At 56.3% G+C, this 18866-nt stretch carries 19 protein-coding genes; 2 read left to right on the top strand and 17 right to left on the bottom strand.

All coding sequences use genetic code 11. The annotated features are described in order from the left end of the window. From pdeM to GS620_RS13250, 15 genes are all read right to left on the bottom strand, one after another. On the bottom strand, positions 1-663 hold the full coding sequence (pdeM, locus tag GS620_RS13320) for a ligase-associated DNA damage response endonuclease PdeM (RefSeq protein WP_171117508.1): 663 nt from the start codon (positions 661-663) through the stop codon (positions 1-3). A gap of 40 nt (positions 664-703) precedes the next feature. Continuing rightward, positions 704-3115 (bottom strand): ligase-associated DNA damage response DEXH box helicase, encoded by a 2412-nt coding sequence (locus GS620_RS13315; protein WP_171616294.1) that lies wholly within the window; start codon positions 3113-3115, stop codon positions 704-706. A 40-nt stretch (positions 3116-3155) separates the two neighbouring features. After that, entirely contained in the window at positions 3156-4463 is a 1308-nt protein-coding gene (locus GS620_RS13310) for an ATPase (protein WP_152457240.1), read from the bottom strand. Between the two features lie 116 nt (positions 4464-4579). Beyond that, a complete protein-coding gene (locus GS620_RS13305) occupies positions 4580-5125 on the bottom strand; it encodes a prepilin peptidase (RefSeq protein WP_171616292.1) in 546 nt (181 codons plus the stop codon). A 3-nt stretch (positions 5126-5128) separates the two neighbouring features. Continuing rightward, complete coding sequence (locus tag GS620_RS13300) at positions 5129-5980, bottom strand: lipopolysaccharide assembly protein LapB (RefSeq protein ID WP_171616290.1); 852 nt, start codon at positions 5978-5980, stop codon at positions 5129-5131. Positions 5981-6010: 30 nt separating this feature from the next. Continuing rightward, positions 6011-6553: a tetratricopeptide repeat protein gene (locus tag GS620_RS13295; protein ID WP_371419729.1), complete on the bottom strand. Its 543-nt coding sequence runs from the start codon at positions 6551-6553 to the stop codon at positions 6011-6013. 57 nt (positions 6554-6610) lie between these two features. Beyond that, positions 6611-7585: a type II secretion system F family protein gene (locus GS620_RS13290; protein WP_171170844.1), complete on the bottom strand. Its 975-nt coding sequence runs from the start codon at positions 7583-7585 to the stop codon at positions 6611-6613. A 10-nt stretch (positions 7586-7595) separates the two neighbouring features. Continuing rightward, entirely contained in the window at positions 7596-8564 is a 969-nt protein-coding gene (locus GS620_RS13285; RefSeq protein ID WP_171616288.1) for a type II secretion system F family protein, read from the bottom strand. Between the two features lie 11 nt (positions 8565-8575). Beyond that, positions 8576-10018 carry an ATPase, T2SS/T4P/T4SS family gene (locus GS620_RS13280; protein ID WP_171616286.1) on the bottom strand — a complete coding sequence of 481 codons (1443 nt, stop codon included), beginning with the start codon at positions 10016-10018 and terminating at the stop codon, positions 8576-8578. Between the two features lie 25 nt (positions 10019-10043). Then, positions 10044-11279 carry an AAA family ATPase gene (locus GS620_RS13275; RefSeq protein WP_152457246.1) on the bottom strand — a complete coding sequence of 412 codons (1236 nt, stop codon included), beginning with the start codon at positions 11277-11279 and terminating at the stop codon, positions 10044-10046. A gap of 199 nt (positions 11280-11478) precedes the next feature. Continuing rightward, positions 11479-12108: an OmpA family protein gene (locus GS620_RS13270; protein WP_152457247.1), complete on the bottom strand. Its 630-nt coding sequence runs from the start codon at positions 12106-12108 to the stop codon at positions 11479-11481. A 17-nt stretch (positions 12109-12125) separates the two neighbouring features. Continuing rightward, positions 12126-13532 (bottom strand): type II and III secretion system protein family protein, encoded by a 1407-nt coding sequence (locus GS620_RS13265; RefSeq protein WP_152457248.1) that lies wholly within the window; start codon positions 13530-13532, stop codon positions 12126-12128. Between the two features lie 195 nt (positions 13533-13727). Further along, positions 13728-14606, bottom strand: a complete 879-nt coding sequence (cpaB, locus tag GS620_RS13260; protein WP_152457249.1) for a Flp pilus assembly protein CpaB — start codon at positions 14604-14606, stop codon at positions 13728-13730. 291 nt (positions 14607-14897) lie between these two features. Continuing rightward, positions 14898-15134 carry a hypothetical protein gene (locus tag GS620_RS13255; RefSeq protein ID WP_171170690.1) on the bottom strand — a complete coding sequence of 79 codons (237 nt, stop codon included), beginning with the start codon at positions 15132-15134 and terminating at the stop codon, positions 14898-14900. A gap of 312 nt (positions 15135-15446) precedes the next feature. Continuing rightward, on the bottom strand, positions 15447-15677 hold the full coding sequence (locus GS620_RS13250; protein ID WP_117869713.1) for a Flp family type IVb pilin: 231 nt from the start codon (positions 15675-15677) through the stop codon (positions 15447-15449). Between the two features lie 353 nt (positions 15678-16030). Here GS620_RS13250 and GS620_RS13245 point away from each other — a divergent pair, with 353 nt between their 5' ends. After that, positions 16031-16897: a lytic transglycosylase domain-containing protein gene (locus tag GS620_RS13245; protein ID WP_171117518.1), complete on the top strand. Its 867-nt coding sequence runs from the start codon at positions 16031-16033 to the stop codon at positions 16895-16897. Positions 16898-16934: 37 nt separating this feature from the next. Here the strand turns inward: GS620_RS13245 and GS620_RS13240 are convergent, their stop codons facing one another. Then, entirely contained in the window at positions 16935-17561 is a 627-nt protein-coding gene (locus GS620_RS13240; RefSeq protein WP_171616284.1) for a 3-oxoacid CoA-transferase subunit B, read from the bottom strand. Further along, the gene (locus tag GS620_RS13235; RefSeq protein WP_171616282.1) at positions 17561-18265 is read right to left on the bottom strand and encodes a CoA transferase subunit A; all 705 of its coding nucleotides are present in this window, start codon (positions 18263-18265) and stop codon (positions 17561-17563) included. The genes GS620_RS13240 and GS620_RS13235 overlap by 1 nt, the downstream gene beginning before the upstream one ends. 163 nt (positions 18266-18428) lie before the next feature. On the opposite strand from GS620_RS13235, the gene GS620_RS13230 reads away from it, so the two are divergent. Beyond that, complete coding sequence (locus GS620_RS13230) at positions 18429-18812, top strand: hypothetical protein (protein ID WP_171616280.1); 384 nt, start codon at positions 18429-18431, stop codon at positions 18810-18812. The last annotated feature ends 54 nt before the right edge of the window (positions 18813-18866 follow it).

The raw sequence follows: 18866 nt of genomic DNA, 5'->3' as shown, positions 1-18866 counted from the left end.
TCAACGCGGCATTGGAATCATTTGCGGATGCGGGCCGGTCAGAATGGCCATTGCGTCCGCGCCCAAAAGATCGGAAAGTGCCCGATCCGAACTGCGCAACCCCCCGGTGTAAGTTCCGTAGGCAGGCAGGATCAGCCGATTTCTGTCCAGCAGAAAGGCAGGTCGGGAAATGTGCCTGCCTTTCGTCCGAATCTGTGCTTTCGGATGAAAATGGCCCGAAATTTCACCTTGCGGCCGATCCTGGGCGATGTGACGAAAGACGAGAGGGCCGCACTGCCATTCGACCAGATGAGAGCCCCCCATCTCGATCGGGCCGGGATCGTGATTGCCTTCGATCCAGATCCATTGGCGCCCGGCCTGCAAAGTCGCAATCCTCAACCCTTCTGCGTCGGGCAAGGCTTGGGCCGCTTCGAGATCGTCAAAGCTGTCACCTAGGCAGATGACGGTTTCGGCGTTGGTGTGTTCCAGATCGCGGGCCAGCCGGTCAAGCGTTTCGCGACTGTCATAAGGCGGCAGCGTAGCCCCGCGCCGACGGGCCATACGTTCGGATTTTCCCAGATGCAGGTCCGAAACACAGAGCAGTTGCCGCGCCGGCCACCATAATGCGCCAGACGGCAACGCATCGAGTTGCTGGCCTGCAAAGGAAAACTTGCACACGTTCATGATACGTTCTTGACCTGATTCCACATCTTGCGCAAGGGGATCAAAGCTGGTCCAACCCGGCGGCTTCCAGCAGGCGTGCGCTTTCTTCTGCAAGCAGCCTTTCCTCGGCGGCCCCTTTGACAGGCACCTTTCCGACCTCAAGAAACAGCGGCGCGGCCAGTGGGGAAACGCGATCTAGACGCAGCAGGTCGATGCGGTCGCCGATGCGCGCCAGCATTGCCTCGATCCGACCGAAGTCAACCAACCCGCGCATGGCTTCTTCGCGGGTGATCTGCATCAACAGATGATCGGGATCATATTTCAGCAAAGTGTCATAGAGAATATCCGACGAAAACGTGGCTTGCCGCCCGGTTTTCCGTTGCCCGGCCATGTTGCGTTCGATCAGACCGGCAATCGTGGCCGACGCGCGAAAGGTACGCTTCATGACTGCGTTGCCTGCCAGCCATGTGTCCAGCCCGTCACGCAGCGCTTCGGGTTGAAACAAAGGGCGTGGGTCAGTGACCGCATCCAAACCCCAAATCAGCGTGGCATAGTCTGTGGCGACAAACCCCAGCGGCGCCAAACCGGTTTCCTCCATCCGTTTGGTCAGCAGCAGCCCCAGTGTTTGTTGCGCGTTGCGGCCAGCGAATCCGTATACGCACAGATGCTCTCGCCCGTCGCTTGGAAAGCTTTCGATCAGCAGACGATCCCGTTGAGGCAGGCGGGACATTTGGCGCTGCAAGTCCAGCCAATCAGCCGTATGGGAAGGCAGGAGCGACCAGTCAGTTTGGGCGAACATGCGCAGAATGCGGTCGCTGAGTTGCGTTGAGGTCGCAAATTTCGTGCCCGAGAAGGTCGCGATCTTTGGTTTGCGATCGGCGCGACGGCTGACTTCGACCACCATTTCGCGCAGACCTTCATACCGTACGATCTGTCCGCCGATCAGGAAGGTATCGCCGGGGGTCAGCGAAGCAGCGAAGGCTTCCTCGACTTCGCCCAACGGTTTACCGCCACGGCTGCGTTTAAGGCGAACTTTGAGTGTATCCGTGTCCTGAATCGTGCCCAGATTCATGCGAATGCGCGACGCTGCGCGAGGATCGCGCAATTGCCATTGCCCGTCGGCACGCTTCTGCAACCTTTGCCATCGATCATAGGCGCGCAAGGCGTAGCCGCCGGTGGCACAGAAATCCAGACAGGCGTCAAATTCCGGTCGGGTCAACTGTGCGTAAGGTCCGGCGGATGTCATCTCGGCATATAGATCATCAGCGTCAAAGGGCCCGGCACAGGCCGCAATCAGAATGTGCTGGCACAACACATCGCGGGGGCCGGGGCCTCGGGGTTCTCCGTCCAGTTCATGGGCTTTGGCAGCCTCGAGCGCAGCGACGCATTCGACAACCTCAAAACGGTTCGCAGGAACCAGCAGCGCCTTGGAAGGCGCGTTGTAGCGGTGGTTGGCCCGACCAATCCTTTGCACCAGCCGCTTGACGTTCTTGGGCGCACCGATCTGAATCACCAAATCGACATCGCCCCAATCAATGCCCAGATCGAGGCTGCCGGTGCAGACGATGGCACGCAATTCGCCACGCACCATCGCGGCCTCGACCCGCTCGCGTTGCTGTCGGTCAAGGCTGCCATGATGGATGCCGATGGGCAGGCCGTCGTCATTCGCCAGCCACAGATTGTGAAAGTAGATCTCGGCCTGCGCGCGGGTGTTGTGAAAGATCAGCGTGGTCTTGTGCCGCCGGATCTGGTCCAGCACAGCCGGAATCGAATAGGCCGCGCCTCCGCCGGACCAGGGCGGCATTTCCGTTGTTTCCAACATCTGGATGTCTGGGTCCGGGCCGGGATCGGCCTGCACAATCCGGCAGGGGTCCGGGTGGCGCGCCAGAAAGCCGGCAATTGCCGCGGGGTCTTCGACTGTGGCTGACAGGCCTACACGACGTAGACCCGGGTTGAGGCGCTGAAGGCGTGCCAGGGCCAGCATCAGCTGATCGCCGCGCTTGCTTTCCGCCAGCGCGTGGATTTCGTCGACGATGATCCGCTGTACCCCATCGAACATGCGCGGCGCATCTTCGTACGAGGTCAGCAGTGCCAGACTTTCCGGTGTGGTCAGCAGGATATGGGGCGGATCGGCCCTTTGGCGTTTTTTCTGCGTGGCCGAGGTGTCACCGGTGCGATCTTCGATCCAGATGGGCAGGCCGATCTCATCCACCGGGGTGCGCAGGTTACGTTTGATATCCGCCGCCAGCGCCTTGAGCGGCGAGACATAGAGCGTATGCAAACCGTTGTGGCCACCGTCGGCCAGCTCGGACAGGGAAGGCAGAAATCCGGCCATGGTCTTGCCGCCACCCGTTGGGGCGATCAGCAAGGTTGCCGGCTGCTTCGCCCGGTCGAACATCTCTTTCTGATGTGGGTGGATGGACCAGCCTTTGGAGGAGAACCACGTACCAATCCGAGCGGGAATCTGCGTCATGGTTGCAGATTACCCGCCCGGAGGAGGGATTGGCACGGCGTTATTTAACGATTTTCTCGTCTTTTACGAACATGTTGGCCCAGGCACGGTCAATCAGGTCCGGGCTCATCTGATAAGGGATGCCTTCGAACTCGCAGATCGAGATCATCTGATCAATCAGGAAGATCGGTTGGTAGTTGGCATAAATATTGTTGATAGTCGGGTACTTGACCTTCAAGAGGTGCACCAATGCCGCCTCGTCCAGCGGCATTCCACGTTTGCGGGCCACCATGGCAAAGATTTTCAGAAAGTTCTCCTGATTGGGGCCGTCAATCTTGATCTTGAAGAAGATCCGGCGCAAGGCCGCTTGGTCGAAGATCTCATTGGGGTGGAAGTTGGTCGAGAAGATGACCAGCGTGTCAAACGGAACTTCGAACTTTTCACCTGATTGCAGGCCGAGGATATCCTTGTTTTCTTCAAGCGGGACAATCCAACGGTTGACCAGCGCCTGCGGCGGTTCGGCCTGACGGCCAAGGTCATCTACGATGAAAATGCCACCGGTGGATTTCAGCTGCAACGGGGCCTGATAGGTTCGGGCGGTCGGGTTATAGACCAGATCCAACATACTGAGCGAGAGCTCACCACCGGTTACGACGGTGGGGCGTTCACACTGAACATAGCGAGAATCGAACCGCTTGCGACGACGCAGGCTGTTGGGGTCGTCCGGCTCCTGTTCGATCGCCGTGTGCACGATCGGGTCATAGACCGTGATCACCTGCCCCGCATATTCGATAGCGTAGGGCACATAGACGTTGTCACCCAACGCATCCCGGATGCCGTTCGAGATCGAGGATTTACCGTTGCCCGGAGGACCGTACATCAGAATCGACCGGCCCGCGCTAACCGCCGGGCCCAGATGGTCCAGCAGGCTGTCGGGCAGAACGAGATGACCCATTGCGCCAACCAGTTGCTCTCGCGTGACTTGAATATTTCGGATCGACTGGCGTTTGACCTGCTCGCGATAGACATCCAGCGGCACCGGCATCGCGCCGAAATATTCGGATTGGCTCAGCGCATCCAGCGCACGGGCCTTGCCTGCATCGGTCAGCTGATACCCCATCTCATTGCCGCTATTGGCGTTCAGTGTCCCGGTCGCTTCAAGCAGTTTCTGATCGCGCGCGATATCGACCAGTTCCTGAGTTACCGATCCCGGGAGACAGATCGCTTCGGCCACTTCTGAAACCGTGCTCGCGTTTTTACGAAAAACCGTCTTCAGAAGGATGTCCCGCATCATTACAAGCGGAAGCTTCATTTCGCCCAAACCCTTGGGGGCAGGGGGGGCCATAACAGAGGAATTCTGCATATTCATGCGCGGTGCTCGTCCATCAATTTGTCACGCCAAGAACCCGAAAAAGGGCGTCTTGAAGAAAAATGAACCAGCTTTGTGGCGGGACAAAGGCAGCGACAAGGCGCGCTGATGATAGTTTACGATCCGAGAACAGTACCCAAAATCAGGTACATGGCCAATGATCCGCCCAAGGCGAAACCCATCGGAAACTGCTTGCCCCGGCTCCAGCTTTCCCAATGCGGCGCGATCGTGCGCAGCCTTGTGATTTTGGCCAAACGATGTGTGACCACGGCAGCCAGAACACAGGCGGTCAGGATCATCAGTATAATTCTCAGATCGCCCAGCCAGACAAACGCCGAAGCGGCGGCCAGAAATTTGGCATCGCCAGCGCCCATTGTGCCCGCGGCATTCAGAAAGATGCCAATAACCAAAACCACGACAATATGCAGCAATTGCCAGAAATAGACCGGCATAGACACGGTGACCGGCCCCAGATTGCCGCTGAGGCTGCCTGTAGACCAGGGTGGAATGGCGATCAGACCTATCACGATGTAAACCAGCGTCAGCGCAAGGACTGCATGGTTCTTGATCCGCATCTCACGCATATCCGTGAAGGCCACGTAAAAGCAGATCGGCAGCACAAACGGCAGAAACCAGGCCGCTGCCACTGCGGGTATTTGCATGTGTCAGGCCCCTTCAAGCGCCCGAAGCGAGCGGACCGCCTCGTCGAAATGCTGCGGGTGGGTTGAAATGGCTTCGCGGAATAGGTTCTTGGCGGTGGTTATATCGCCCTGTTTGACTGCCGAAATACCCATCGTGTTGAGCAGACGCGCCCGCTCGACCTGAGTCATCGGGACGACTGGCAGGCTATAGTTGCCTTGCGCCGATCGGGCTAAAACCAGGTTGTTCTTGGCAGTAAACAGCGAGTTGTCCTGGCGGATCGCTTCCGAGAACAACCGCTCGGCTTCGGCATATTCGCCGCGGGTCAGTTTGGAATATCCCCAGTTGTTCATCACACTGCCCGGACGTGTCGTCAGCCCGACAGCGGTTTCATAGAAATGATCCGCGCGTTTCCACTCTTTCCGGGAATCCGCGACGACTGCCTCGAGGCGATACCGTTTGAAGGTTTCAAAGGTGGGGGGAACCGAATCCAGAACCGTTTTGGCCTGCGACCAGTCGCCGTTTCGGACCAAGGCGTCCGCATATTCAACCTTGTCCGCGGCGTTCGAGCCCTTCATCGTTGTGACGCGCTTCCATGCGGTCGCGGCCTCGGTCGTGCGTTTGGCACGGCCCAAAGAAATTGCCAGTCCGCGCTGAAGATCGATCCGGTCCGGGTTCTTGAGCGCTGCACCGTGGAAATAGGTCACTGCTTCGTTTGGATCTGCGGCGCTCAGAAGCACATCGTTCAGGTTTGTTTCGTCAATAACGTTCACTTCCTGAAACGTTCGTTCAACCTTTTCCTCTTCGGTTTCCTTTGCACAGGCCGACAGGATCAGACCACTGATAACAACAGTCGGAATCAAGAATTGCTGGCGCATTTTTTGCGTCCTTTACTGCTCTCGCCTCAATTACTGGATCTTGCGTAGCGTGAATTGCCCGTCGCCAAGCTGCTCCAGTGTGTATTCTTGTTGTTCTTGTGGGGTATTATTAACAGGATTTTCCATTTTTGCGAGTGCTAAGCGCAGATTGTCCCGGATTGCGTCACTTTCGCCATTGTCCAGCGCATAGGCCCGCTGAAACACTTGCGCGGCCTCGGGGTATTCCTGTTTTTCCATCAGCAGGACACCGAGATTGTTCCAGGCCACCGGCCAGTCCGTGTCGTCTTCGACGGCCCTGCGCAGCAGTTTTTCCGCCTGCCCCAAGCGGCGTAGCCCCACATTTGCAGTACCCAGAGAAGTCAGGACCTGGGGCGTCATACCCTGTTCAAGCGCGGCCCGGGTAAAGGTTTCAAGCGCCAGTTCGTATTCTCCGGCGGCCATCAATCTGTTTCCGACCTCGATGTTGTCCTCTGCTTGACCCTTGGCGTCAATTCCCGGTGCATCCAATCCGTTGGATGACAGGCCTTCTGTGCAAGAAGCCACCATGGCAAAAACCATGGTGGCCCGGAGCATTCGGCGAAACCCGGAAGGGAAGCACCTGAATTCAGCTTTCATATGGTTCTATCCGACCTAGCGTCCAAAACTCGAAATAACATTCGCCGACGGGCCAACCAGAATAATCAGCAGCGGCGGGACCGTCAGCATCATTGTGACAAGAGTCATCTTGGTCGGCAACTTGTTCGCGGCCTCCTCGGCGCGCATCACGCGTTTGTCGCGCATCTCGCCGGCGTAAACCCGCAACGCCTCGGCAATCGATGTACCAAATGTCGCCGATTGGATCATAACGGTGACAAAAGAGTTCACATCCTGCACACCACATCGCACGCCGAAATCACGTAGGACTGTATCCTTATCCTTACCAGCCTTCATTTCGTGCGCGACAGTTTCGAATTCCTGCGCGATATCCGGATAAGACGCACTCATTTCGCTGGCAACGCGAACGATGGCCTGATCAAGCGATTGACCGGCCTCGACACAGACCAGCATCAAATCGAGCGTATCAGGAAAGCCAGCGGTAATTGCTTCCTTCCGTTCTTCAACCCGGCGCGTGATCCAGTATTTTGGTGCGAAATAGCCAATCGCGCCGGGGACAAGCACCCGGATCATCATCTGTGTTCCGGTAAATTCCTGGCCGCCGGAAAAGACCGTGACCAGCAGTACACCAATGAAAATACCAAGGATACCCAAGGAAAACTGCGCAAAGTGGAAGAACCGAACCGAATCCTTCGACCTGTAGCCCGCCTGGCGCAGCTTCAGCTCGACGGCCGAGTATTCTTCTTCGTTCTTGGGCTCAAGGAATGTTGCGAACTTCTCAAGCTGCTCGTTTCGGCTTGAGTTTCGAAGCTGCTCTTTCTTCCCTTTTTTCTGCTTTGGAGGAGCCGCATTCGATCTTTGCAGTTTCTTCAGCGGGTCTTCCGGCTGCTTCATCATCAGTGTGACAGCGACCAGAACCATCAGCAGGCCAAGTACGCCGACAATGATAAGGGGGCCGAATTCGCCCAGATGTTGGGTTAACAGGTCATTGATGCTGGTCAGGAATTCCATTGTGCTGCCCTCAGACCTTGATGTTGGTGATGATTTTCATGACGATCAGGTTCAATGTCAGCAGGATGGCGACAACAAAACACGCGGGAATAAACCATGGGTGATCCAGCACCTCGTCGTAATAGCCCGGATCTTTGACCAAGATGAAAATCAGACAGGCAACGGGAAACCCGGACAGGAACTTGCCGGACCATTGTGCCTCGGCCGTAATCGCCTTGACGCGACGGAACAGGCGAAAACGAGCGCGGATCACCTTTGCCAATCCGGCCAGAATTTCGGCAAGGTTGCCGCCGGATTGCTGCTGAATACCCACGGCTACGGCAAGAAAGCGCATATCCTGCATGTCCAATCGTTCAGCCATGTCCTTCAGCGCCTCGCCCACATCGCGACCATAGGCACATTCATCAGCGATAACGCCAAATTCGGTTCCCAGCGGATCCTGAACTTCGTTTGCAACCACCTGAATCGTCGACACAAATGGATTGCCAACACGCAGAGATCGAACCATCAGCTCAACCGCATCGGGCAGTTGTTCTTCGATCATCCCCATGCGTTTCTTGGCCTTGTGGTTGACCCAGGCGTAAACGCCGCCGATGCCGATCGCGATGGAAACAACGATACGAAGTGCCGTGTCCGTAGCGGTGCCAATGCTCAAACCGACAAAGGCTATGGCTGATACCAGACCCATGATCATGATCAACTGACGGGGAGAGAACGCGATTGCCGCCTTTTGCGCCTTGTCAGCAAGAAGTGAGTACAGAGGAATGCTCTGCGATTTCATATGCTGCTGCATCTCTTTGCGCAGCTGCTCCAGCACCTGTTCGCGTCCGGCACCCTTTTCCAGCATATCCAGGCGTCGGTTGACCCGGCTGTTCAGGCTGATGGACTTGCCGAAGGCGACAAGATAGATGCCCTCGACCAAGGCAAGAACCCCCACAAAGATGGCGACATAAATGATCGCCTCCATAGGCAATTGCATACCTGGTTCTCCTACATTGTGGTTGGGTCGTAGATGGACGCTGGCAAGTCAAAGCCCCACAGACGGAACCGTTCCGAATAGTGGCTGCGGACGCCAGTGGCGGTGAAATGCCCGATGATCTTGTTGTCTGGTGTCAGGCCAACGCGTTGAAAACGAAATATTTCCTGCATGGAAATCACGTCCCCTTCCATCCCGGTGATCTCGGTGATCGAGGTCATCCGGCGTGAACCGTCCTGTAGGCGGCTGGCCTGCACGATCAGGTTCACAGCCGAGGCGATCTGACTGCGGACCGCCTTGATCGGCATTTCGATCCCGGCCATCGCGATCATGTTTTCCAGACGTGAAATGCCGTCACGGGCCGAGTTGGCGTGAATCGTGGTCATCGATCCGTCGTGACCGGTGTTCATGGCCTGCAACATGTCGATGACCTCGGCGCCGCGTGTCTCACCAACGATGATGCGGTCAGGACGCATACGCAGGGCGTTTTTCAGACAGTCGCGCGGGCTGACTTCACCTTTGCCTTCCACGTTGGGCGGGCGGCTTTCCATCCGACCCACATGCGTCTGTTGCAGTTGAAGTTCAGCCGTGTCCTCGATGGTCAGGATCCGCTCGGCATCGTCGATGAAGCTGGACAAGGCGTTGAGCGTGGTTGTTTTACCCGAACCCGTACCCCCGGAAACGATGATATTCAGTCGGGTAGACACGGCGGCCTGCAAATACGCCGCCATTTCTTCGGTGAACGCACCGAAATTGACCAGGTCGTCAATTCCCAGCTTGTCTTTCTTGAATTTACGAATGGAAACAAGCGATCCGTCCACCGCGATCGGAGGCACCATGGCATTGAAACGCGATCCATCGGCCAGACGGGCGTCAACATACGGGTTGGATTCATCGACGCGGCGGCCCACGGCGGACACGATCTTGTCGATGATCCGCATCAGGTGCTTTTCATCCTTAAAGGTAATGTCGCTGAGTTCCAGCTTGCCGGCACGTTCCACAAAAATCTGTTGTGGACCATTCACCAGAATATCGTTGACCGAATCGTCCTGAAGCAGCGCCTCGAGCGGGCCGAGACCCGTTACCTCGTCATACAGTTCCTTGTTCAGTTGGGACCGGTCTTCGCGGTTCAGAACAATGTTTCTTGTTTCCAGAACTTCGCTGGCGATAGCACTGATTTCAGTGCGCAACTCGGCTTCGCCGGCGTTTTCCAGCGCGGCCAGGTTCAAGTTCTCCAGCAGCTCGCGGTGCAGTTCGATCTTGATCTCACCCAACCGCTCCTTGCGTTTGCGGTCTTTGTCTGAACTTGCGACCTCACCTGCATTCTTTTTCACGGGTTTGCGTGCCACCGCGGTCGCGACAGGTGTCGCCTGTGCAGAAGACGCCGCTGTTTCAGCCGGTTGTGCCGGCGTTTTGACGGGCTGCGCTGCAGGTTGCTTTTTGTATCTTGAAAACACGGCTTATCCCCCCTTTGGGATGATGTTACGCAGCTTCTTCGGCACTGCTGCCGAGGCTGTGAAGCGACTTCGCCAGCTTTGCGATTTCCCGGCGCAAAGGGTTCTTGGCGGCCGCATTTGCCAGAGGCAGACCATGATCCCCACTTTGCATGACCGGTTTGCCACCATCAGGCAGCAGCAGGTCGATGGAGATTCCAAGACTTTCCCCCATGCGTTTCACGCGGCTCTTCCCGTTCAGATCGGTAAATTTCGGCGCTCGGTTCAACGCAAAACGCAGCTTGTTGAATGGCAGTTCCTCAGCCTGCAATGCGCGTTTCAGGCGCAGGGCATTCTGGGCGGACCGCATGTCCAGCTCGATCAGGGCGAAATACACATGGGCGGCCTGCAAAACTGTTTCCGACCACAGGACCAGCGTTTTTGGCATGTCGACAATGACATAGTCGAAATGTGCGCGCGCCATGTCGATCACGCGCTGAATGTCTTCCGGAGTGATCAAGTCCAGTGGCACCATGTCGGAGGGTGCGGTCAAAACTTGAAGCTTTTCTTCATATGTTTGAAGGGCTTGCGAGAATACTTCGCTGTCCATCGCATCGGTATCCGACAGCATTTCAAACACGGTCTCTCGTCGCGGCAGATCCAGATAGGTGGAAACAGTCCCGTATTGCAGGTCCAGATCGATCAGACACACGGTCGGCGCGTCCTTGTCAGAGGCACATGCCAGTTCCCAGGCTAGGTTAACGGCCAGTGTCGTTGCACCGACACCACCTGCCAGGCCCTGAACGACGAACAAAGCGCCTTCTTTGGACGCGCCGCCGGCCAAAGGAACGGCGGCTGCTTGCGCAACGGCAACCGGGTCGGGCTGCTTCATACGCTCAATGGCTTCCTGCAATTCGCCTTCGGGAAGAGGATAGGGCACGAACTCGTCAGCACCCTTGCGCAACAGTTGGTGCAGGGATGCCGGAGTAACATCCTCGGCGATCAGAACAACTTTTACTTTCTTTTCATTGGCTTGAGTGATTATCTCACCCAGCAGAGAAAGGTTGTCTTCGTCTTCTCCGTCGATCGCCAGTGCTACGAATTCCAGCGTTTCAGCTTCGGGTTGGCTGAAAAAGGCCAACGCTTCTGCAAATCCCAGATCTCCCCAGCGTTCGCCCAAGATGGCTTCCATGTCTTCGATCAGAAGGTCGAAATTCTGAACATCCCGACTGATGGTGCAGGCCAAGATTGCAGTATTGTCGTCTTGCGGCGTCGCGCTGGTCATAAACACTATCCTCGTCGTGAGGGCTCAGCATGTCATATGAACGAAATCCGCCAGATTGATGTGCTGTCGCCCCAATACGGTCAAATTTGGCCGCAGGTCACCCTATTGTTCACAATGTTGCTTTGAAGTTGGGCGAGAATTGGGCGCAAAAGAACCAATTGTAGGGAAATGGGCGACGATGCCGCCCATTTCAAACGTATTATCCACCGCTGCCAGCGTCCTGGGCGTTCACTTCCTGAATCTGGCTTACAGCGGTCGCACTTTCCACATATTCGCGGTAAATGATCTGAGCGTACTTGCCGTCCAGAAGCTGCGGGTTGCGATCAACGAATCCCGAAACTTCAGTGACCGTTCTGCGATTCCTGCGATCCCGGTTTTGCGTTGCGATCAACGGTTGCGTTTTGCCAAACGATACCACCGCCTCAAGCCGTGAGCGCGAGATACCCTGCTGCCCCAAAAACGCGACGACTGCTTGAGCGCGGCGAAGGCCAAGGCTTTTGTTGTAGCTGGCCGACCCCACAGCATCCGTATGTCCGTAAACGCGGAACCGGGCCTCGGGGAACTGCTTGATCCAGTCAGCCTGTTGCAAAAGAATGCGCTGAGCCGAAGCATCGAGTTGCGAGCTGTTGAACGCAAAGTTCACCTGGCTGGGTACATCCGCGGCAAACCGGCGGCTGAGAATCTGCGCGTAGGTCAATTCGCCGCTTTGTACCTGGACGTTGTTGAGCGTCGCGTTTCCGAAAGTGCCTGTATCGATCTCGTACCCGGCCTCGCGGGTGCATGCGGCGACAGCGACCGAAAGACCCAGTGTGATGATCCACTTATGCATTGGTCCTATCCTCCTGATCAATCTAGGACGTAGCCGTAGGAGCTGCCGAAGTTCTGCTTGGCAACTTCTGACGCTCCGCCGGCGCCCGTGCGCTGTGTGCGCGCCACCTGGCCGTTCAAGAACAAGTCAAATTCGCTGGGCGGTTTGACCCGATCGGTTGGAAGCGCAAGAGTTTCGCCCCGAGTCGGTGAAACCAGATGCGCGGTGATGATAACGACGAGTTCACTTTGCTCGCGCTGGTAGTTGGCGCTGCGGAACAACGCACCCAGAACCGGCACATCCCCCAACCATGGGATCTGGTTGCTCAGATCCGCGAAATCGTCCTGGATCAGGCCTGCAATGGCAAAGCTTTCACCATCGCGAAGTTCAATCGTTGTTTTTGCCCGGCGGGTGATGAAGCTAGGAACCGAATCCCCGTTGATGGTAAAATCCGAGCTGTTGTCGATACTTGAAACAGCCGTGCCCATCTCAAGGTTGATCAGATCGCCATCCACGACGCGTGGGATGAAGTCCATTTCAACGCCGAAGGCTTTGTATTCGATGGCCACAACGCCGTCATCCTGCGGTACCGGGATGGGAACTTCGCCACCGGCTAGGAACGATGCCTCCTGGCCGGACAGCGCGGACAGATTCGGCTCGGCCAGGCTGCGGGCCAGCCCCTTGGTTTCCAGCGCTTCCAGCAACAGGCGAACCTGCGTCGAACCCGCGCCAAACCCAAACAGGATGGCACCGGTATTGGCCTGAACTGCCGGAATGTTGTTCGCCAAAGCGTTGTTCAGTGCGAACTGGTTGTTGAGCGTGTTAAAGCCTCCGGTAACGTCGCTTCCACCGAAGCCAAGCGACGCTGTCAGGCTTTTGGCGACCGAGCGGTTCATCTCTGCAAAGCGGACCTTCAGCATGACCTGCTGCACACCACCGACCGACATCAGGTTCGAGACGCGCTCGGGGGCATACCGTTCAGCCAGTTCCAGCGCGCGCGCCAGTTTGGCCGAGCTGGAGATCGTACCGGACAAAACAATGCCATCATTGGCTGTGCGAACCTCGATGGGTTCGTTGGGCAGGATTTGACGCAGACGTTCCTTGAATTCTGTAACATCCGGTGCGACCCGGACGCGGACATTGGCCAAAAGATTGCCCGCGCCGTCAAACAGTGTCAGCGTGGTCAGGCCAGGCGCCTTGCCCAGAACATAGATCGTGCGCTCCGACAACGACGAGATGTCTGCAATGCCGGCATTGGCAATGCTGAGCTCTGCGAAAGGTTGTTCGCTTTCTACGACGATTGCGCGGTTCATCGGGACGTCCAGTGTTTCCACAGTCCCTTTTTTCACCACGCGCAAAGTTTCAGCCCAGGCGGTGTCGCCAATGGGGCCCATAACAAGCGACAACCCCAGCAGGGTTGCGCTGATCCAGGTACGTATTGTCATGTGACCTGCCTCTCCGATCACGCCTCGTTTTTTTGGGTCTTATGCCCTATGGGAGGAGAGACTGCGCGAAATCCGAATTTATTGCAATAATCAATGGTTTCCGTAAGTTTCCTTATGTGGGGAATTGGCAACATCCGCAAAAAAATGAGCCGCACCAAGGGCGCGGCTCTGAACCTGTAACGTTCTGAATTGGCGTCAATTTGTGCAGGGGATAGGCACATTTACAATTTCGCCACCGCGGCGAATACGTGTCGTGCATACCCTTTCGGCTTTTGCTTCTGGTTCCGGCGCGGCTTCTTGAATTCCCAACAGCTTGCGCTGATCCACTTCAATCGTAGAGGCAACGGACTCATCCTGTACCCCAACCAGAGCCAAGGAAAGACGCCCCGTGTTCTGAGCCTGTGCCAAAGCCGCGACCTGTTCAGGTGTGGCTGCGACCGTGACTGTACGTGCAATGGTTGTGTTGGTGACGTCTGAACCAGCGGTCTGATCGACGGCAATAAGCTGCACGTTGGTTTCGATCAGGCGGGTAATTCCGCCGCTGTTCCCTTCGATGGTTCCACTGGAACCGGTCCAATAGATGTCAACACTGTCGCCGGGCCGCAGGAATCCTGAAACGCCAGAAGCTACGTCAACGCTGATCGCGAAGGCACGCATACCTTTTTCCAGACGTGACGTCAGGCCGGCCTTTTCGCCTGGACGAGTGATCTTGACCTCCATGATCGCTTCGTCTTTTTCCATTGCCCTCAAAACGAAACGTTCATTTGCGCCGCTTTCGGGGAACAGGGCAGTGAGTTCGGTGAATGTACCTTCCGGAATCGCGTTTTCCGGCCAGTCAACTGCGCGGATATCTTCCTCGGTAAGTCGCTCGCCGTATTTTAGGGCGCGGTTCGACACCAATACAGTGACTGTCGGAACAACATCGACTTTGGCATTGGCCAGAGCCTCTTCCGCAGCAAGCCTTTGGCGTGCCAGTTCACTTTGGTAAGCCGCGATATAGTTTCGCGCCATGTATACGGCGCCCCCGGCCAGTGCAACGCCGACAATCAGGACAAGTCCGAAAACTGCTCGCATGCGTGTACCTCATTCTTTTGTTTGGTCGAATACTTAGCGGCCAAGGAACCACATTGAAACAGCCTATTTGCTAACCGCAAATTGTGTCGAAATGTGGGACAAAAATGCCTGATTGTCAGATTTCTGCGCCTTCTTCCGCACAATTCCGCATGGTTATTGTTACCTTTCCCATGATTGCCAGCGGACCGAGCGTAACAAAACAACGCTGCACCCAACGGGCGCAGCGCTTTGCTTCGAAAGGGTTAAGCAAGACGTTTTTGGAAACCAGCCAGAGCGCGCACCAGCTGCAACTTAGCCGCCGCCGGCAGTTCCCGCCGTGATAATACCAGACGGTGCAGTATTCGAGCCGGTGCTGACGACGGCGCTGTTCATGGCCCCGTTGATATTGCCGCCCATGCTGTCGACGCTTGAGCTTATTACAAGGTAGGTCGCGCCCGACAATCCTATGACCACTGCGGTCAAAACCACCCAGTCAACTGTCACCGCTCCTGCTTCGTCAGATTTGAACTGATTAAGGAACCTTAACATGTGCTTTTCTCCAAATACGTCGCGTCAGTGCTAACAACAGGTTGGCCTGAAACTGGTTCGCATGGATGGCGAAAGTTGGGCTAAATATTGATTTCGTAGGGAAATTTTGAGCTCCTACCAGGTTTCGCGCGTTAGTCGAATTGATTGGAGCAGAAGAAACGCGGCAATTACAGCAAAACGCCATGATCGTCGCGATTGCCTTCACAACTTGCGCGCGGGCAGGCTCCAGCGAACTTGCGATGGAGCAGTTTCAGATCATAAAAAAGGCCGCGCCCGATGAGCGCGGCCTCGGAAATTCTCTAGATCAGCAACTTAGTTGCTTTTGCCTTCGCCGGTGATACCACCTGTCGCGGTGTTGCTGCCGGTGCTCAGCGATGCGGCGTTCAGCGCTTCGTTTACGCCGGTTGCCAGGCCAGTGGCGCCAGCCGAGATCTGCTGATAAGCAACGGCGGCTAGGCCGATGACTGCTGCGGTCAGAACAACCCAGTCAACTGTTACTGCGCCGTCTTCGTCTTTGCGGAAGTTCTTGATGAACTTGATCATGTTACGTCCCTCCTAAAGGATCAAAAAGAGTTTAACAAACCTAGGCGTCTTTCAGAGCTTTCTCTCTCAGTCCGCTCATGTCCGTCTCGGTATGGGACTATGTTTGACCGTTGGGCGTGGCAGGAATTGGGCCAAACACAGATTTTTTTTCGCACGGCTTAACTTTTTGGTTATATTTTTTATAACATCATGAAAATAAAAGATAAAAAAATCACAACGGTTGAAGCAAAGGCTCTATAGCGATGCAAAATTGCGCCAAATGAGGCGAAACTGCCCCATTTCGCTTTGTTTTTCTGGCCTTGCGGGAAGATTCGGGGTTCAAATCGCCTAAAAAGAAAACATGAGGCAGGCAAATGAATCTCCGGAACGCACTTCAATGCGCCGGTGTGCTGGCGTTTCTGATATCGGGCACCGCATCTGTAAATGCGACCGAGACAGAGCCGCGCGGCGTATACAAGCGCGTCAAAGCCCCAAAACCCGGTGAACGTCCGCGTGTGACCGTGCAGATCACTCCGGAAGAACACGCAGCTAACCCTTCAGCGCCCAGCACGGGCACTGAACTGGTAGTCCCGGAAATCATCGCGCGTACCAAAGTCGCCCCGCTGCCAGCGCCGGGTGCGGAAGTCAAACGAGATCCCAAAGGATCGTACAAGGCTTTCTGGAGCCGGATTTCACCGCACATTGATGAACGCGGGGCCGGGCGGCTTGACGCGGCGATCAACGCCCTGGCCGCAACCAACGTGAGATCACCGCGACTGCAATCGCTGCAAGATATCGCAAAGGAACGCGGGATCGATATCCTCCGTTCCACTGTGGGAACTAATGTTTCACCTGCGCTGGTGCTTGCGGTCATCTCGGTGGAATCGGCCGGACGTGCAGACGCGGTCAGTTCCGCAGGCGCACAGGGGCTTATGCAATTGATGCCCGCGACAGCGGCCAGATTCGGGGTAAAGGACAGCCTTAAGCCCTCTGAGAACATTGCGGGCGGTGTGAAATACCTCAACTGGCTGATGGAAGAGTTCGGGAATGATCCAATACTTGTATTGGCTGGATACAACGCGGGAGAGGGGGCCGTGCGCAAACACAGCGGCGTGCCACCCTATGCTGAAACTCGGGACTACGTGCCAAAAGTCCTCGCCGCGTTTCAGATCGCGCGGGCTTTGTGCGCAACGCCGCCAGACCTGATTTCTGATGGCTGTGTTTTTCAGACGTCCAACTAACAAGGCCCGCCGTGATCCGGCGGGCCTTTCCATTTGATCAGGAAACGATTGTCGCTTCCGTTGCGGCGCGCAGATCGTCTTCGCTGACACCTTCCGCCAGTTCGACGATTTTCAGACCGCCTTCAACCACATCCAGCACACCAAGATTGGTGATAATGCGATCCACGACGCCCTTTCCGGTCAGTGGCAGGGTGCATTCCTTCAGGACCTTGCTGTCGCCATGCTTGTTGGTGTGATCCATCACGACAATCACTCGGCCGACGCCTGCAACCAGGTCCATCGCGCCGCCCATGCCCTTCACCAGCTTGCCGGGGATCATCCAGTTTGCCAGATCGCCCTTCTCATCCACTTCCATGGCACCCAGAATCGCCGCAGCGATCTTGCCACCGCGGATCATGGCGAAGGATGTGGCACTGTCGAAATAGGCCGTGCGGGACAGTTCTGTGATCGTCTGCTTGCCTGCATTGATAAGGTCCGGGTCTTCTTCTCCCTCAAAAGGGAAGGGGCCCATGCCCAGCATGCCGTTTTCCGATTGCAGAGTGATGTCCTTGTCACCCACATAGTTTGCCACCAGCGTCGGGATCCCGATGCCCAGGTTCACATACATGCCGTCTTCCAGTTCCTCTGCCGCGCGTGCGGCCATCTGATTGCGGTCCCAGGGCATTATGCTTCCTCCTTCTTGCGGGTGGTGCGCTGTTCGATACGCTTTTCGTGTTCGCCCTGAATGATGCGATGCACATAGATACCGGGCAGGTGGATGCAGTCGGGGTCCAGCGAACCACGCGGAACGATCTCTTCCACTTCGGCAACGCAGATCTTGCCACAGGTCGCAGCAGGAACGTTGAAATTACGGGCGGTCTTGCGGAAAACCAGATTGCCGGTGTCGTCAGCCTTCCAGGCTTTGACGATGGCCAGATCGGCAAAAATGCCTTCTTCCAGAATGTAGGTCTCGCCGTTGAAGTCCTTGTGCTCTTTCCCTTCGGCGATCACGGTGCCGACGCCGGTCTTGGTGTAAAAACCGGGAATGCCCGCCCCACCGGCGCGCATCCGTTCGGCCAATGTTCCTTGGGGATTGAATTCCAGTTCCAGCTCACCACTCAGATATTGGCGCATGAACTCGGCATTTTCACCGACATACGAGCTGATCATCTTTTTGACCTGCTTGGTCTGCAACAGGATGCCGATGCCGAAATCGTCCACGCCTGCGTTGTTTGACGCAAAGGTCAGGTCTTTGACGCCCGATTCCCTGATGGCCTCAAGCAACAATTCCGGAATGCCGCACAGGCCAAACCCGCCAGCGGCGATCAGCATGCCATCCGACAGCACCCCATCGAGCGCCTCGGTGGCATTGGCATAGACTTTCTTCATGGAAAACTCCCCCAATGACATGGTGATGGGCTGGTTGTGCCGTCGCGTCACGGGGAAGTCAATGAAACCGGAGGCGGGGTCGTATTTCTACCAATGGAAAGAGCTGTTGCAATTGATCAGGCGGCTCAACATGTCCGCCGCACCATTATAGGAGGTTGATAACATGAAGGGAATTTGTGCCGAAGCAACCGCTGGTGCTGCGCTTTTGGCTATGTCAGCCTGTGAGCCTGAGCAGGCGGCGGTACTTCAGCTCGATGATAACAAGATCAAAGCTGTTGGTGCCGGATACTCTGAGAAGTCTTCATTTGAATCTGCAATTTCAACCGCCAATGAACGGTGTGCGCAGCAGGACAAAGAGGCCTTCGTTCTGGCCAGCGATACCGGCTGTCAGGGGGTGGACAAGAATACAGCCCTGATCGTCTATGTCCTGACCGCCGCTGCCCAGAACTCAGGCCGCGCCCGGTTACTCTCCAAGCTCAAGCGGTTCAGAAGACCGGCAGACGACGCTCGAAGTGCGGTGCGGCCCTCAGCCCAGGTTATTCGCTGACAGCCCGCCGCAATGTCGAAAAGGCGATTGCAGGGGGGGCTTTCCAACCCCGAC

Source organism: Ruegeria sp. HKCCD6428 (assembly GCF_013110595.1).
Classification (GTDB): Bacteria; Pseudomonadota; Alphaproteobacteria; order Rhodobacterales; family Rhodobacteraceae; genus Ruegeria.
The sequence above is the reverse complement of the archived record's forward strand: the minus strand, read 5'-3'. Positions and strand labels throughout refer to the sequence as shown.